The sequence below is a fragment of the Kitasatospora sp. NPDC101155 genome (assembly GCF_044768305.1).
GTDB lineage: Bacteria > Actinomycetota > Actinomycetes > Streptomycetales > Streptomycetaceae > Kitasatospora.
Genome location: NZ_JBIWPN010000002.1, coordinates 1 through 14,407, shown reverse-complemented (window position 1 = coordinate 14,407; position 14,407 = coordinate 1). Strand labels below are relative to the sequence as shown.

General features: G+C 70.9%; 14 protein-coding genes and 1 rRNA gene. 7 read left to right on the top strand and 8 right to left on the bottom strand.

Translation table 11 applies throughout. The annotated features are described in order from the left end of the window. Nucleotides 1-13: 13 nt before the first annotated feature. Complete coding sequence (locus ACIRYZ_RS02620) at nt 14-277, top strand: DUF397 domain-containing protein (RefSeq protein ID WP_402938578.1); 264 nt, start codon at nt 14-16, stop codon at nt 275-277. A 317-nt stretch (nt 278-594) separates the two neighbouring features. Here ACIRYZ_RS02620 and ACIRYZ_RS02615 read toward each other — a convergent pair whose 3' ends face one another. Next, the gene (locus tag ACIRYZ_RS02615) at nt 595-1,134 is read right to left on the bottom strand and encodes an ATP-binding protein (RefSeq protein WP_402938575.1); all 540 of its coding nucleotides are present in this window, start codon (nt 1,132-1,134) and stop codon (nt 595-597) included. 418 nt (nt 1,135-1,552) lie between these two features. Between ACIRYZ_RS02615 and ACIRYZ_RS02610 the strand changes: the two genes are divergently transcribed. Continuing rightward, nucleotides 1,553-2,419 carry a helix-turn-helix domain-containing protein gene (locus ACIRYZ_RS02610; RefSeq protein ID WP_393028346.1) on the top strand — a complete coding sequence of 289 codons (867 nt, stop codon included), beginning with the start codon at nt 1,553-1,555 and terminating at the stop codon, nt 2,417-2,419. A gap of 70 nt (nt 2,420-2,489) precedes the next feature. Here ACIRYZ_RS02610 and ACIRYZ_RS02605 read toward each other — a convergent pair whose 3' ends face one another. Then, nucleotides 2,490-3,095, bottom strand: a complete 606-nt coding sequence (locus tag ACIRYZ_RS02605) for a TetR/AcrR family transcriptional regulator (protein WP_402938572.1) — start codon at nt 3,093-3,095, stop codon at nt 2,490-2,492. Nucleotides 3,096-3,327: 232 nt separating this feature from the next. Continuing rightward, nucleotides 3,328-4,842 carry an MFS transporter gene (locus tag ACIRYZ_RS02600; protein WP_402938569.1) on the bottom strand — a complete coding sequence of 505 codons (1,515 nt, stop codon included), beginning with the start codon at nt 4,840-4,842 and terminating at the stop codon, nt 3,328-3,330. A gap of 87 nt (nt 4,843-4,929) precedes the next feature. Here ACIRYZ_RS02600 and ACIRYZ_RS02595 point away from each other — a divergent pair, with 87 nt between their 5' ends. After that, entirely contained in the window at nt 4,930-5,382 is a 453-nt protein-coding gene (locus ACIRYZ_RS02595; protein ID WP_393028349.1) for a MarR family winged helix-turn-helix transcriptional regulator, read from the top strand. 105 nt (nt 5,383-5,487) lie between these two features. Here ACIRYZ_RS02595 and ACIRYZ_RS02590 read toward each other — a convergent pair whose 3' ends face one another. The 5 genes from ACIRYZ_RS02590 to ACIRYZ_RS02570 form a co-directional block, all read right to left on the bottom strand. Further along, entirely contained in the window at nt 5,488-6,435 is a 948-nt protein-coding gene (locus tag ACIRYZ_RS02590; protein ID WP_402938564.1) for a M56 family metallopeptidase, read from the bottom strand. Between the two features lie 179 nt (nt 6,436-6,614). Further along, nucleotides 6,615-7,187: a DUF5134 domain-containing protein gene (locus tag ACIRYZ_RS02585; RefSeq protein ID WP_402938561.1), complete on the bottom strand. Its 573-nt coding sequence runs from the start codon at nt 7,185-7,187 to the stop codon at nt 6,615-6,617. A 306-nt stretch (nt 7,188-7,493) separates the two neighbouring features. Next, a complete protein-coding gene (locus tag ACIRYZ_RS02580; RefSeq protein ID WP_402938558.1) occupies nt 7,494-8,252 on the bottom strand; it encodes an amino acid ABC transporter ATP-binding protein in 759 nt (252 codons plus the stop codon). Next, nucleotides 8,249-9,157: an amino acid ABC transporter permease gene (locus ACIRYZ_RS02575; RefSeq protein WP_402938555.1), complete on the bottom strand. Its 909-nt coding sequence runs from the start codon at nt 9,155-9,157 to the stop codon at nt 8,249-8,251. Before ACIRYZ_RS02575 ends, ACIRYZ_RS02580 begins: the two co-directional genes overlap by 4 nt. Beyond that, a complete protein-coding gene (locus tag ACIRYZ_RS02570) occupies nt 9,154-10,035 on the bottom strand; it encodes an ABC transporter substrate-binding protein (RefSeq protein WP_402938552.1) in 882 nt (293 codons plus the stop codon). The genes ACIRYZ_RS02575 and ACIRYZ_RS02570 overlap by 4 nt, the downstream gene beginning before the upstream one ends. A gap of 608 nt (nt 10,036-10,643) precedes the next feature. Between ACIRYZ_RS02570 and ACIRYZ_RS02565 the strand changes: the two genes are divergently transcribed. From ACIRYZ_RS02565 to ACIRYZ_RS02550, 4 genes are all read left to right on the top strand, one after another. Continuing rightward, complete coding sequence (locus ACIRYZ_RS02565) at nt 10,644-12,044, top strand: DUF6421 family protein (protein ID WP_402938549.1); 1,401 nt, start codon at nt 10,644-10,646, stop codon at nt 12,042-12,044. Further along, nucleotides 12,041-12,799, top strand: a complete 759-nt coding sequence (locus ACIRYZ_RS02560; RefSeq protein ID WP_387632233.1) for an SDR family NAD(P)-dependent oxidoreductase — start codon at nt 12,041-12,043, stop codon at nt 12,797-12,799. The genes ACIRYZ_RS02565 and ACIRYZ_RS02560 overlap by 4 nt, the downstream gene beginning before the upstream one ends. Further along, nucleotides 12,796-13,872 carry a threonine aldolase family protein gene (locus ACIRYZ_RS02555; RefSeq protein WP_402939478.1) on the top strand — a complete coding sequence of 359 codons (1,077 nt, stop codon included), beginning with the start codon at nt 12,796-12,798 and terminating at the stop codon, nt 13,870-13,872. The genes ACIRYZ_RS02560 and ACIRYZ_RS02555 overlap by 4 nt, the downstream gene beginning before the upstream one ends. 443 nt (nt 13,873-14,315) lie before the next feature. Next, a 16S ribosomal RNA gene (locus tag ACIRYZ_RS02550) occupies nt 14,316-14,407 on the top strand; the annotation flags it as partial.

The window sequence follows — 14,407 nt, the reverse complement described above, 5'->3', positions numbered from 1 at the left end:
TCGGGAGACTTCTATGCACGACTCGCAGGACACGCACAGCTCGAACCACACCTACAACGGGATGGCCGCCGCCGACCTCGAGGGGGTGGTCTGGCAGAAGAGCCGGCACAGCAACTCCCAGGGCAACTGCGTCGAGTTCGCGGCCCTGCCCGGCGGCGACGTGGCGATGCGCAACTCGCGCTTCCCGGACGGTCCGGCGCTCATCTACACCCGGGCCGAGATCGCCGCCCTGCTGCTGGGGGCCAAGGACGGGGAGTTCGACCACCTGGCGGTCTGACCGGTCGCCGCTTCACCACCGGGGGGCCGTCGTGGGTGCTGACACCACGACGGCCTTTGTCTTTTCCCCGCGGGCGCTCCCGCGGGTGGGGTCGGGTCGGGGCGTACAGGGTCGAGTCGTGCCCGGCCGGGGCCTGTAACGCGCGGGCCCGGATCTCCGGCGCGTGGGCCGGGGCCTGTGACGCACGGATCGGAGTGCCCGGCGCGAGGTGCCGGTGCCGGAGGCGGTCCGGCGTCGAAGGGTCCGAGGGACTGGCGGAAGGGCTCGGGGTGTGGTCCTCCTGGGGCGTTCCCAAGCCGGCCGCGCGCCGCACGGCGCTAGGCCGAGCGCCGGTGCCGTCCACCGATTTCGACACGTCCGTCGAGTCCGCCGCCCTGGGCCGGCTCCGCCTCGAACATGGCCCAGACGACCTTGCCGCTGCCCAGTGGGTGCCAGCCCCAGGAGCGGCTGAACGACTCCACCAGGTGCAGCCCGCGGCCGGATTCGGCGACGAAGTCCGCCTCCCGGGCGACCGGTCCGATGCTGCTCGGATCGCTCACCGCGCAGACCACCTGGGGTGCGCGGTGCACCAGGCTTATTCGGATCGGCAGCCGTCCTTCCGGGGTCGGCTGTATGGGAAAGTCGTACTCGCCCAGGCAGCCGCCCGACGGGTCGGGCCGTGCGCCGATCGCATGTCGGAGCGCGTTGGTCACGAGTTCCGAGGCCACCAGCGCGACATCGTCGAACAGCTCCATCAGGCCCCAGTGCTGAAGAGCGGTCCGGGCGAAGTCGCGCGCGGTTCTCACGGCTTCGAAGCGAGGAGCGAGCGTACAGGTGACCACATGGGGGTCAACCGCCAAAGCCGTACCGGTGCTCATGAAGAGCTCCTCCCATAAGGGGGCGGACACGGCTGGACCCGCCGGGGTCATGCCGGTCACCTCCGACTCGCTCGGCCGCTCGGCCGCCCCCTCGACCAGGCGCGCGCGCACTCGAACGCCCGGTGGCGCGGGGGACGCCACCGGGTCGGTGCACGGAGTCGCGCGTGGGGTCGACGCGGAGCCCGCGGGATTGCCAGGGATGTGCAGGTGCACGTGCACCATGGTGGTGTGCGCTCACTGCAGATGCAAGAGTCGATTCACGTGCAGTCGCACTATTGGCATATGCAAGCGCCGAATGCACGTGCATCCTGGTGTGCGGAGTGCAGAACTGATAGGAACATCCGTCAGTATCGGCACCGTGAGCGCTCAACTGATGGCAGACTGTGCGCTGTTTGCCCTAGGTGGAGGTTTCGACCGCATGACCACAGTTCAGCCGGGCGGCGGCTCGATGGTCCGCCGGATCCTCCTCGGCTCCCAGCTGCGCCGCTTGCGCGAGGCGCGCGGCATCACCCGTGAGGACGCGGGCTACGCGATCCGCGCCTCCGAGTCCAAGATCAGCCGCATGGAGCTCGGCCGCGTCAGCTTCAAGGAGCGCGACGTCGCCGACCTGCTCAGCCTGTACGGCGTGGACGACGGCCTGGAGCGGGAGGCCCTGCTCGGGCTGGTCCGCGAGGCCAACAAGTCCGGCTGGTGGCACAGCTTCAACGACGTGCTGCCGGGCTGGTTCCAGACCTACGTGGGACTGGAGGAGGCCGCCCAGCTGATCCGCACCTACGAGGTGCAGTTCATCCCCGGACTGCTGCAGTCCGAGGAGTACGCACGGGCGGTTTTCGGCCAGAGTCGGCCGGTCATCAGCGAGGAGGAGGTCGAGCGGCGGGTCAGCCTCCGCCTGCGCCGCCAGAAGCTGCTGACCGAGGGCACCAACCCGCGCCTGTGGGCGGTGATCGACGAGGCGGCGCTGCGCCGGCCGGTCGGCGGGCCCAAGGTGATGCGCGGTCAGGTGCAGTACCTGATCGACGTCGCCGAGCAGGCCAACGTGGTGATCCAGGTCATGCCGTTCCGCTTCGGCGCGCACGCCGGTGAGTCCGGCGCGTTCACCATCCTGCGCTTCCCGGAGCAGGACCTCGCGGACGTGGTCTACCTGGAGCAGCTCACCAGTGCGCTCTACCTGGACAAGCGGGACGACGTCGACGCCTACGTCCAGGTCATGGAGCGGCTCTGCGTGGACAGCCTCACGCCCGAGCGCACCATAGACCTGCTGGCCTCGATCCTGAAGGAACGCTGAGTTCCTGCCCGGCGGGGCCGCTCGGGCCCCACCGCAGCAGGTCGTCAGTCGAGTGACCGCCCACCCGCCGTCAGCCGCGGGCCGGCGGCCGTTCGCGTTCCGGTGGCAGCGCCTGCGGCGGGCAGCCCAGTTCCCAGGGCAGGTCGTAGCGGCGGAACAGGTCGGCCCGGATCGGCGCCAGCGGGATCTCCGCGCCCGGCAGCAGCACGCCGATGCAGCCGCCCATCAGTGCGCTGCGCAGCACCGCGTGCTCGGCCGCCGGGTCCGGAGCGCCCCAGTCGTGCAGCAGACCCTGGAGGATGGCGCCGAGCTGCTGTTGTTCCGGGTCCTGCACGAAGGCGCCGGTGTCCGGGTCGAGGATCAGTGCCAGGTGCGAGCGCATCACCCGCGGGTGGTCCAGCGCGAGCGCGAGGACGGCGTCGATGGCGCGGGCCAGCCGGGCCTCGGGCGAGGCGTCCAGCGGCAGTTCGGCCAGTGCGCCGGACAGCGCCTGGTGCATCATCCGGTGCGTCGCGGACTGCAGCAGCAGCCGTTTGCCGTCGAAGTAGTACGAGAGCAGGCCGCGGGCGAGTCCGGCCCGCTCGGCGATGTCGGTCAGCGTGGTGCCCGCGTAACCGCGCTGGTCAACCAGCTCGACGGTGGCCCGCATGATGCGTCGGCGGGAGCGTTGCCGCATCTCCTCATTGACCGAATCCCCGCGAGGTGCCATCGTGTCTGCTCCGAACGTTCGTTGGCTCCGAGCCAATATACTTGCGGAGCCGGCAGCCGCGCCGTGGAACCGTGCCCTGACGGGCGCTGCCCGCGCGGCCGGGTACGAAGACGGCCGGCTCCACCAACACGGGGGTTTGGTGGAGCCGGCGCCAGCAGCCGACGACCAGGGGTCGGTCGTGGGCGAGGGCCGGTGCGGGTCAGTGCTCGGTCAGGGCTCCGGTCCGGGCCGTGGTCGGCCCGACAGGCGGATAATCATAATCCGGCACCGACACGGGAGTTGAATTCCGGCGCCGGTCCACCAGAGCGCCCACCGTGGCGACCAGCAGGCCGACCAGCGCGACCGCGGTGACGAAGACCAGCGCCGGCCGGTAGCCGTCCAGCTGGGCCCGAGGGCTGTCGTCACCCGCGCTGCCGGCCGTGATCATCGCGGTCGCCCCGGCCAGCACCACGGCGGTGCCGACCTGGATCGCGGTGTTCACCAGGCCCGAGGCCAGGCCCTGCTCCTCGTCGGCCACGCCGTTGGTGGCGGCGATGTTCACCGAGGGGAAGGCGAGCGCGAAGCCCACGCCGAGCAGCAGCATCGAGGGCAGCACCAGGACCGGGTAGGAGCTGTGCTCGTCCAGGCGCAGGAACAGGGCGAAGGCGGCGACCAGGGCCAGCAGGCCGATCGGCAGCAGCCGGCCGGTGCCGAAGCGGTCCACGATCGGGCCCATGAACGGCGCCGAGAGTGCGATGAACGCGCCGGCCGGCAGCAGCCCCAGGGCCATCTGCAGGGCCGACCAGCCGAGCAGGTGCTGCAGGTAGAGGGTCACGACGAACTGGAAGCCGCCGTACGCGCCGGTCATCGCGAAGGCGACCACGTTGGCCCGGGCGACGGAGCCGTTGCGGAAGATGCCCAGCCGGACCAGTGGGTGGGCGGTACGGCTCTCGATCAGCAGGAAGGCGGCGCCCAGCGCGATCACCACGGCCATCGAGCCGAGGGTGCGCAGGCTCAGCCAGCCGGCGCCCTGGGCCTCGGTGACGGTGAACACCAGCAGCAGGACGGTCGTGGTGCCGGTGATCGCGCCGAGCACGTCGTAGCCGCCCTTGGCGGGCTCCTCGGTCTGGCGGGGAAGCAGGCGGACGGCGAACGCCAGGGCGAGCAGCGCGACCGGGACGGGCATCAGGAAGGTCCAGCGCCAGCCGACCGAGGTGAGCAGGCCGCTCAGCACCAGGCCGAGGGAGAAACCGCTGGCCCCGCAGGTGGTGTAGATGGACAGCGCCCGGTTGCGGGCCGGGCCCTCGGCGAAGGTCGTGGTGATGATCGACAGGCCGGCCGGGGCGGTGAAGGCGGCGCTGACGCCCTTGAGGAAGCGGGCTGCGATCAGCAGGCCGCCGTCGTCGACCAAGCCGCCGATCAGCGAGGCGGCGGCGAAGGCGGACAGGGCGACCAGGAAGACCCGGCGCCGGCCGAGCAGGTCGGCGGCGCGTCCGCCGAGCAGCAGCAGGCCGCCGTAGCCGAGCACGTAGCCGGAGACCACCCACTGCAGGGTGGAGGTCGAGAGGTGGAGCTCGGAGCCGATGGAGGGGAGGGCGACGCCCACCATCGAGACGTCCAGGGCGTCCAGGAACATGGCGGCGCAGAGCACGATCAGGGTGCCCCAGAGGCGGGGTGTCCAGTTCAGCCCGCTGGTTGACGGAGCGTCGGGTGACGTGACGGTCGCGGTGGTCATAGGGAGGACAGTACATGCACGTGCATTCAATGCAAATGAATAAGATGTGAACGCATAATTTTCCGATGCACGTGCTAGGCTGGCGGCGTGGCTGAACTCGACCCCCGAGTGCTCGATTCGCCGGCGGAGGCCGGCCTCGTCGCGGAATGGCGCGAGCTGCTGGCCCGCCATGCCGCCACCGCCTGCCTGCTCGACCGTGAGCTGGGCGACAAGTACGGGCTGGGCATGAGCGAGTTCGAGGTGCTGGAACGCCTGGTGGAGGGGTGTCAGGCGGAGGGTCGCCATGCGCTGCGGGTGGCCGAACTGGCGCCCACCGTCCACCTGAGTCAGAGCGCGCTGTCCCGGCTGATCGCCCGGCTGGAGAAGAGCGGACTGGTCACCCGGGCCATGTGCGAGAGCGACCGGCGGGGCATCATGCTGGAGCTGACCGAGGCCGGACGGGAGCGCTACGAGCAGGCCAGGCCGCTCCACCGCGAGGTGCTCGGACTGACCCTCGGTGAGCCGCTCGGGCCGGTCTGCCGGGAGCCTGCCTCGGACTGAACCCGGGGGCTCGTTCGATGGGGAGCCTTCGGTGAGCTGACTCGGCGTCAATCCGTGCGCTCAGCGCAGGGGCGCTCGGAGCAGGGACGCTCAGAGCGGGGATGCTCAGAACAGGGAGTTGAGCCCCGGGGCGACGGCCAGCAGGACGGGCGCGGCGGGCGCGGCGAGGGCGAACAGGGTCAGCCGCAGCCGGTGCGGGACGGACAGTCGCGGGCGGCCCGCGAGCAGCCGGTCGACCCGCCTCGGGGACTGTGCCAGGCCGGGCGGGCAGGAGCCGAACACCCCGCGGTCCAGGTTGAGTTCGGCCAGCGCGAGGGCGGTGGTGTGCCGGCCGTGGCGTCGAGCGGCCCGGTCGTCGGCAGCCAGCTCGATCAGCTCCGCCACCTGGTCCCGGAAGGCGCTGAACACGCCGACGCCGGGGAAGCCGGAGGCGAGCGCCTGGGCGAACTGCTGGAGCAGGTGGTGCCGGGCCCGGACGTGGCCGCGCTCATGGCTCAGCACGGCCGCCAACTCCCGGTCGGTGAGCTGCTGGAGGGCGCCGGTGGTGACCACCAGGCGGGAGTCCGGGCCGGGCAGCGACCAGGCTTCGGGGCGGACGTTCTCCAGCACCACCAGTCGCTCCCGACGGCTCCGGGCGGCCGCGATCGCCTCGGGCAACTCCGGTGCTCGGGTCGCCAGTTGGGCGTGTCGGCGGTTGCGCAGGGCCTTGGCCGTACGGGCCTCGCGGGTGAGCGCCAGCACCGTTTGCAGGGCGCCGGCCGCCAGTACCACGGCGCAGAGCCGGCCCCAGCCCTCGGCGTCCTGCAGGCCGTACGCGGCCTCCACGCCGTACGGGGCGCCCGCGAACACCAGGGTGCGCAGCTCGGGCATGGCGGCGGAGGCGGCGAGGACCAGACCCAGTGCGCAGCACAGCAGCACCGCCACCACCAGGCACTGCCACACCAGCAGCGCCAGCACGGGTTCGCGTTCCACCCAGCGGGCCCGGGCCAGCCGGCGGGGCGCGACGGTCGAGAGCAGAATTCCGAGCAGCAGCAGGCCGATCAGGGCGGTCATCCCAAGGGCTCCCCGAGTACGCAGGGAACGCGACAATGCGCTCCCTGCCAACCTATGCGCTGGCGACGCCCGGTGGAACGGCTTTCGGCCGGCCAGTGACCAACGCCACGCGCGGGTGCGGCGCTTGGGCGGTGTTCGGATCGGGCGGGAAGGGCGTCGCGCGGGTGCCGGGGCGGGCGTCACATGGTCAGGAGCATGGCGAACATGCCGATGCCCATGGTGAGTCGGCAGGCCCGCGGCAGGCCGGCGGTGCCGAGGGCGAGGGTGCCGGCGGGAGTGCGCAGTAGCCGGGCGCCGGCCCAGAGGGAGTACCCGCCGAAGTAGAGCAGCAGGGCGCCGGTCAGCAGCGGCGCGCCGAGAGTGGCGGTGTGGTGGTGGTGTCCGCCGGCGGAGGCGGTCATCGCCAGGGCCATGTATGTCATGGCGAGCGCACCGACCGCGTGGTGCAGCCGGTGTGCCCGGCCGGTGGGGGCGTACAGGGCGGCGAGCAGGAAGGCGGCGGCGGGGAGGCTGAAGAGGCCCGCCCAGACGCCGGCCGGGACGGTGGCGCCGGTGACGGCCATCGCCGCCATGCCGAGCCCCATCAGTGCCTCGGCGGCGTCGGACTCCCGGGCGAGCAGTCGGCGGGCGGGGCCGGGGCCGGGGGCGCCGGCCGGGGTGCAGGGGGAGTGCCGCAGGCGGGTCAGGCAGTAGCCGCCGGCGGTGGCGGTGAGGAGGGCGAGGAGCCAGTTGACCAGGGTGGGTCCGTGCAACGGCAGCCTCCCGGGGCGGCGGGCGGCGAACAGCGGGCGGCGAACAGATGACAGATGACAGCTGACAGCTGACAGTTGACGAAATCTGGTAGCTGTCATCCGTTGTCCGCCGGCTGTTCGCTGTCATCCGCCCGCCGACACCCGTCCGCAGCGACGGTCGTCCCGTCCACGATCACCGCTCCGCCCCCGGTGCGACCAGGGCGCGTACGGGGGCGCACAGTGGCGCCCACCGTGGTGCGGCCCTCCCCACGCACCCCGCTCCGCCGCACCCGACCCGTCCCGCTCCACCGGGGGCCGCCGGGCGGCTCAGCCCTGGAGCCGCCCCGAGGCGACCACCCGGCTGAGGAACTGCCGGGTCCGCTCCTCCCGAGGATCGCCGAACACCTGCTCCGGCGGCCCCTGTTCGAGCACCACCCCGCCGTCCAGGAAGCAGACCTGGTCGGCGACCTCCCGTGCGAAGCCCATCTCATGGGTGGAGAGGACCATCGTCATCCCCTGTTCCTTGAGGTCCCGCACCACTGACAGCACCTCTCCGACCAGCACCGGGTCGAGCGCCGCGGTGATCTCGTCGAGCAGCAGCAGCCGGGGCCCCGCCGCCAGCGCCCGCACGATGGCGACCCGTTGCTGCTGTCCGCCGGAGAGCCGGTCCGGGTACTCCTTGGCCTTCGCCGCCAGCCCGAGCCGGTCCAGCAGCTCCAGCGCCCTCGCCTCGGCCTCCGCCCGTCCGACCCGGTGCACCCGGCGCGGTGCGAGCGTGATGTTCTCCAGCACCGTCATGTGCGGGAACAGGTTGTACGACTGGAACACCACGCCGATCCGGCGCCGCACGGCGTCCTCGTCCGCGCGCGGGTCGGTGATCTCCTCGCCGTCCAGGAAGATCGCCCCGTCGTCGATCCCCTCCAGCAGGTTGACACACCGCATCAGCGTCGACTTCCCGGAGCCGGACGCCCCGATCAACGCCGTCACCGAGCGCTCGGGCACGGCCAGGTCCACATCGCGCAGCACCACCTGGCCGCCGAAGGTCTTGCGCACCGACTCCAGCCGGAGCACCTCGGCGCCACTCATACCGAACCTCCCTGCAACTGCCGACGGTTCATCCGGGTGGTCAGCCAGTCGGCGAACCGGGTCAGCGGAATGGTCAGCACGATGAACACCAGCCCTGCCACCAGGTACGGCGTGAAGTTGAACGAGTGCGCCGCAATGATCTTCGCCGCGTACACCGCGTCGATCGCGCCGCCGATCGAGACCAGCCCGGTGTCCTTCTGCAGGCTGACCAGATTGTTGAGCAGCGGCGGTACCACCCTCCGCACCGCCTGCGGCAGTACGACGTACCGCATCGCCTGGGCGTTGGTCAGCCCCAGCGACCGCGCCGCCGCCCGCTGGCTCGGGTGCACCGACTCGATGCCCGAGCGGAACACCTCCGAGACGTACGCCGAGTACGTCAGCACCAGCGCGGCCCCGCCGAGCAGCAACGGATCGGTGGTCACCCCGGTGAGCCGCAGCGCCGGGACCCCGGTGATCATCACCAGCAGGCAGATGATCATCGGCAGCCCGAGGAAGAAGTCCACATACGCGGTGGCCAGCAGCCGCACCGGCAGGAACACCGGCCCGCGCAGCGTCCGCAGTACCGCCAGCAGCAGGCCGAACACGAGGATCAGCGCCCCGCAGCCGAGCATCAGCTCCAGGTTGAGCCGCAGCCCCTTCAGCACCTCCGGCAGGGCCTGCCGCGCGTAGTCCAGATTGAAGAAGGTCCGCCGAGTCACCTCCCAGCCGGGGGAGTTGACGATCAGGAGGTACAGCGCTACCGCCGTCAGCAGGGTCGAGGCGGTGGCGATCAGCGCCGAGCGCCGGGCCCGTCCGCGCCGGTACGCCTCGTGCGCCAGCCGCCGCTCCGACGGCCGGTACCCGTCGTCCTCCGCCGAGGCCTCGGTGACGCTGACCGGTCCGGTCGGCCCGGCGCCCCCGCTCACTTGAGCACCGGTGCCGAGACGGCGTCCGACAGCCACTGCTTCTCCAGCTTCGCCAGTGTCCCGTCCGCCCGCAGCGCGTCCACCGCCTGGGACACGCAGGCGGTCAGCTCGGAGCCCTTGTCCAGCACCAGGCCGAACTGCTCGGCCTGCGAGGCCGTCTCGAACTGCCCCACCACCTGAGCCTCCGGCACCTCGGCGCCGGTGATGTAGAAGGCCGTCGGCAGGTCCACCACCAGCGCCTCGACCTGACCGTTCTTCAGCGCCGCCTTCGCCAGGTCGTTGGAGTCGAACACGGCCGGCTGGCTGCTCGGCTTGATGGTGTTGGTGATGGTGTCCAGGCTCGTGGTGCCGACCTGTGCGCCCAGCTTGGCGCCCTTCAGGTCCGCGATGCTCTTCGCGTTCGCCGCCTTGGAGTTCTTCAGCGCGATGACGGCCTGGCGCACGTCGTAGTAGCCGGAGGAGAAGTCCACCGCCTGCTTGCGCTCGTCGCTGATGGACACCTGGTTGATGTCGAAGTCGAAGTCCTTGGCGCCCGGCGCGGTCGCCTTGCCGAATGGCGCGACCACCCAGCTGACCTTGTCCTTCGGGTAGCCCAGCTTGTCCGCCACGGCGTACGCCACCGCCGACTCGAAGCCCTTGCCGTTCTCGGGCTTGTCCTCGGAGAACCACGGGTCGTACGCAGGCTTGTCGGTGCCGACGGTCAGCTTCCCGGCCGTACGCGTCGCCAGCGCCCCCGGCGCGCAGCCCGCCGCGGTGCCGGCCGCGCCCGAGGCGGCGGCCCCGTCGGACTTGGCGTCCTGCGGCGCGCACGCGGTCAGCGCGGCGGCGACCACCAGGGCGGCGAGGGGCAGTACGACGGACGGCTTGCGGAGGGTCATGACAGCACTCCAGTGGAAGGACGGGGCAGGACCGGGCAGGACGGGTGTAGGCGGGAGGGCACGGCGGCGCGGGCCGGGCCGGGCGTGCCGCGCCCCGGCGGGTCACTTCCCCCGGTGGCGGCGCCGGGACACACACGGCACGGTCGGCGTACGGGCCCGTGTCCGCGGCCGGGTCGACAACGCGGCCGGGGCGATGAGGCGACCGGATCAGCGACGCGGCTGGGTCAACAACGCGGCTGGGCCGACAGCTGGGGCGACAGCTGGGTCGACAGGTGGATCAACAACAGCAGCGACCAGGACCGCAGCGGCCGCGCGTGCGGCAGCAACAGCCGGTCTGCCGACAGGAGGGCAGCCGGAACGGGCCGTCGTGGCGTTCGGCCACCGTGATCACCGCCGGGAACATGCCGGGAGGTTCGCATCAGAACGCCGCATCTGTCCAGGACATCCAGATCACCGTCCACATGCCGGACAAGCCGCGTCCCGGCGCAGGTTTTCGGGCCACAGCGGGGGTGCGCCGGAGTTTTGCCCGTCCTGACCCCCTTGAACAGGAGAACCTTTCGTACTTATGGTGTCCCCGTTGAAATAACTCCTGTCGAAGTGAGTCCACGATGCAGAATCTTTCGCCAAGGCTCGCTGCGGCGGCCGACGCCCCGGTCTCGACCCTCGCCGCCCACCCGGCGTGGCTGCGCCTGAAGGAGGCCGTCGAGACGCTGCGCCCGCTGCAGTCCAAGGACGGCTCGATCGACCTGTCCGCCGTCCAGCGGCACACCGTCGATCCCCTGGTGGCCACCGTCCGGGCCGCCGTCGAGGAGCTCGCTCCGAAGTTCCCGCACGACGCCGCCTACCTGGCCGCCGTCGACGCCGACCTCGCCAAGTGGGCCGACACCGGCTACCGGGAGCCTGACTTCCTGGACTCGCTGCTCGCCTTCCAGCCTGCCGACCAGCGCGAGGACGGCCTGGAGCACCTGGTCGTCTTCCCGATGTACACCCAGAACGGCAACCCGGACCGCAACCTGGAAGCCGTCCTGCTGCAGGTCGTGTGGCCCGACTGGCTGGCCGAGCTGGAGCGCACCCGCTTCGACAACCCGATGTTCGTGCCGATCACCTTCACGGACTTCACGGCCGGTTACGACACCAACTCCGCCGTCCTCTTCCCCGAGACGGTCGCCGTCCGCAAGGCGCCGGAACGTTTCACCTGGGGCGGCATCTTCTGCGACCGCGAGGCCGCCCGCTTCCGCGCCGTCTCCACCAGCGCCGTCCAGCAGCTCGGCCTGGAGATCCCCGCCGACGCCGAGGGCCTGCTCAAGGACCAGCAGCGCGCGCAGGAGACCTTCGTTCTGTGGGACCTCGTCCACGACCGCACCCACAGCCACGGCGACCTGCCGTTCGACCCCTTCATGATCAAGCAGCGCAGCCCGTTCTGGATGTACGGCCTGGAGGAGCTCCGCTGTGACCTCACCACCTTCAAGGAGGCGGTGAAGCTGGAGACCGAGGGCAACTCGCACGCCCGCGACGTCCAGTACGCGATCCTGTTCGACCGCCTGTTCCGCTTCCCGGTCAGCGGCGACCGCGTGCGCAACTACGACGGCCTCGGCGGCCAGCTGCTCTTCGCGTACCTGCACAAGCACGACGCGCTGCGCTGGCGCGACAACCGCCTCAGCATCGACTGGGACCGCGCCCAGCAGGTCACCAACGCGCTCTGCGGCGAGATCGAGACCCTGTACCGCGACGGCATCGACCGGCCCAAGCCGGCCCACTGGATCGCCGCCTACCAGCTGGTCTCCCGCTACCTCACCCCGCACCCGGCCTCCACCTGGGCCAAGGGCCCGGAGGCGCTGCCGCTCGACATCATCGACGGCAAGGCCCTCAACAAGGCGCTGTGCGACGCCGTGCTCCCGGACGAGTTCCCGTTGAGCATGTTCTACGAGGCCCTGTCCAAGAAGCTCGGCGGCGTCATCGCCGCCACCGCCGGCATCACCGGCGCAGGTATCCAGGGAGTTGCCGCGTGACCACCACCCCCGACACCAAGCTGGCCGGCAAGGTCATCGCCGTCGCCGGGGCCAGCGGCCCGGCCGGCCAGGCGGTGCTGCGCCGCCTGGCCGCGGGCGGCGCCACCGTGATCGGCGCTGACATCGACGCCCAGCGTCTGGAGTCCGCGCTCGACGCCACCCGCATCGCGGTGCGCGGAGCCAAGGTCAGCGGCCAGGTGATCGACCTGCTCGACCCGCAGGAGGTCCACGACTGGGCCGACCACCTGGAGGCCGAGCACGGCCACGTGGACGGTCTGTTCCACCTGGTCGGCGGCTGGCGCGGCAGCAAGACCTTCTTCGACACCCGCCTGGACGACTGGGACTTCCTGCACGACACCGTCGTGCGTACCCTCCAGCACACCTCGCTGGCCTTCCAGCCCGCCCTGGTCCGCAGCCCGGCCGGCCGCTACGCGATGATCTCCGCCGCGGCCGCGCACAAGCCCACCGCGGGCGGCGCCGCCTACGCGGCCGCCAAGGCCGCCACCGAGGCCTGGACCCTCGCCATGGCCGACTCCTTCAAGAAGGAGACCACCTCCCCGGACGGCGAGCCCACCGCGGCGGCTGCCATTCTGGTGATCAAGGCGTTGGTCAGTCCTGAGATGCGGGCCGAGAAGCCGGAGGCGAAGTTCGCCGGCTTCACCGACACCGCCGACCTCGCCGGACACCTGGCGGACCTCTGGGACCGCCCCGCAGCAGAACTGAACGGACAGCACCTGTGGCTGACAGCCCGATGACCGAGCTCACCAGTACGGACGCGGTACGGCGACACGACCCCGCCGTCCGCGGCTTCGCCAGCGACAACTACGCCGGCGTGCACCCCGAGATCCTCGCCGCGATCGCGCTCGCCAACGGCGGCCACCAGGTCGCCTACGGTGAGGACGACTACACGGCGCACCTGCAGGACGTGTTCCGCCGCCACTTCGGCGACAAGGCCGAGGCATACCCCGTCTTCAACGGCACCGGTGCCAACGTGGTCGCCCTCCAGGCGCTCCTGCCGCGCTGGGGCGCCGTGGTCTGCGCCGAGACCGCCCACATCCACGTGGACGAGGGCGGCGCCCCGGAGAAGATGGGCGGCATCAAGCTGCACCTCGTCTCCACCCCGGACGGCAAGCTCACCCCCGAGCTGCTCGACCAGCAGGCCTGGGGCTTCGGTGACGAGCACCGTGCCCAGCCGCTCGTGGTCTCCATCACCCAGAGCACCGAGCTCGGCACCGTCTACACCGCCGACGAGATTCGCGCGATCACCGAGCACGCGCACCAGCTGGGCATGCTCGTCCACGTCGACGGCTCCCGCCTGGCCAACGCGGCCGCCTCGCTCGGCCTGCCGATGCGCGCCTTCACCACGGACGTGGGCGTGGACGTGGTCTCCTTCGGCGGGACGAAGAACGGCCTGCTGCTCGGCGAGGTCGTGGTGGTGCTCAACCCGGAGCGGGTGCGCAACATCAAGTACCTGCGCAAGACCTCGATGCAGCTCGCCTCGAAGATGCGCTTCCTCTCCGTCCAGTTCGAGGCGCTGCTCTCCGGCGACCTCTACCTGCGCAACGCCGGCCACGCCAACGCGATGGCCAGCCGGCTGGAGGCGGCGGTCCGGAAGATCGACGGTGTCGAGATCGTTCGCCCGGTGCAGGCGAACGCGGTGTTCGCGATCCTCCCGCGCGAGGTGAGCGAGCGGCTGCAGAAGCGTTACCGCTTCTACTTCTGGAACGAGCACACCGGTGAGGTCCGCTGGATGTGTGCTTTCGACACCACGGAGGCCGACATCGACGCCTTCGCGGCGGCCATCGCCGAGGAGATGGGCCGCGCCTGACGGTGTTCCACCTGCGGATCGTCCCGTCCTGCGACGGCAGGGCGGGGCGATTTGCATGTGGCGGGTCGGTCCCCGTACAGTTCCGGAGTCGCCGCGGGAGACCGGGGCGACAAAGCAGAAAGCGAATCGGATGAATGAAACTCCGGAAAACGGAGCGGAAAACATCTGATAAGCTGGAAACACGAAAGAACGAAGCGCCCGGAGGGCCCGCTGGAAGGCGGTCCGAAGGAAGCGTCCGTTCCTTGAGAACTCAACAGCGTGCCAAAAGTCAACGCCAGATATGTTGACATCCCCGGCCTCGATCACTTGATCGGGGTTGGAGATTCCTTTTGAAATAACACTAGCGAGGACGCAGTGCGCGGGGCCGCCCTATTCCGGTGGTTGCCGTGCCGCTCAACGCGGGTGTGAACCGGCCCTGCTTAATTGTTGGGGCCGAGTAAACATTCACGGAGAGTTTGATCCTGGCTCAGGACGAACGCTGGCGGCGTGCTTAACACATGCAAGTCGAACGGTGAAGCCCTTCGGGGTGGATCAG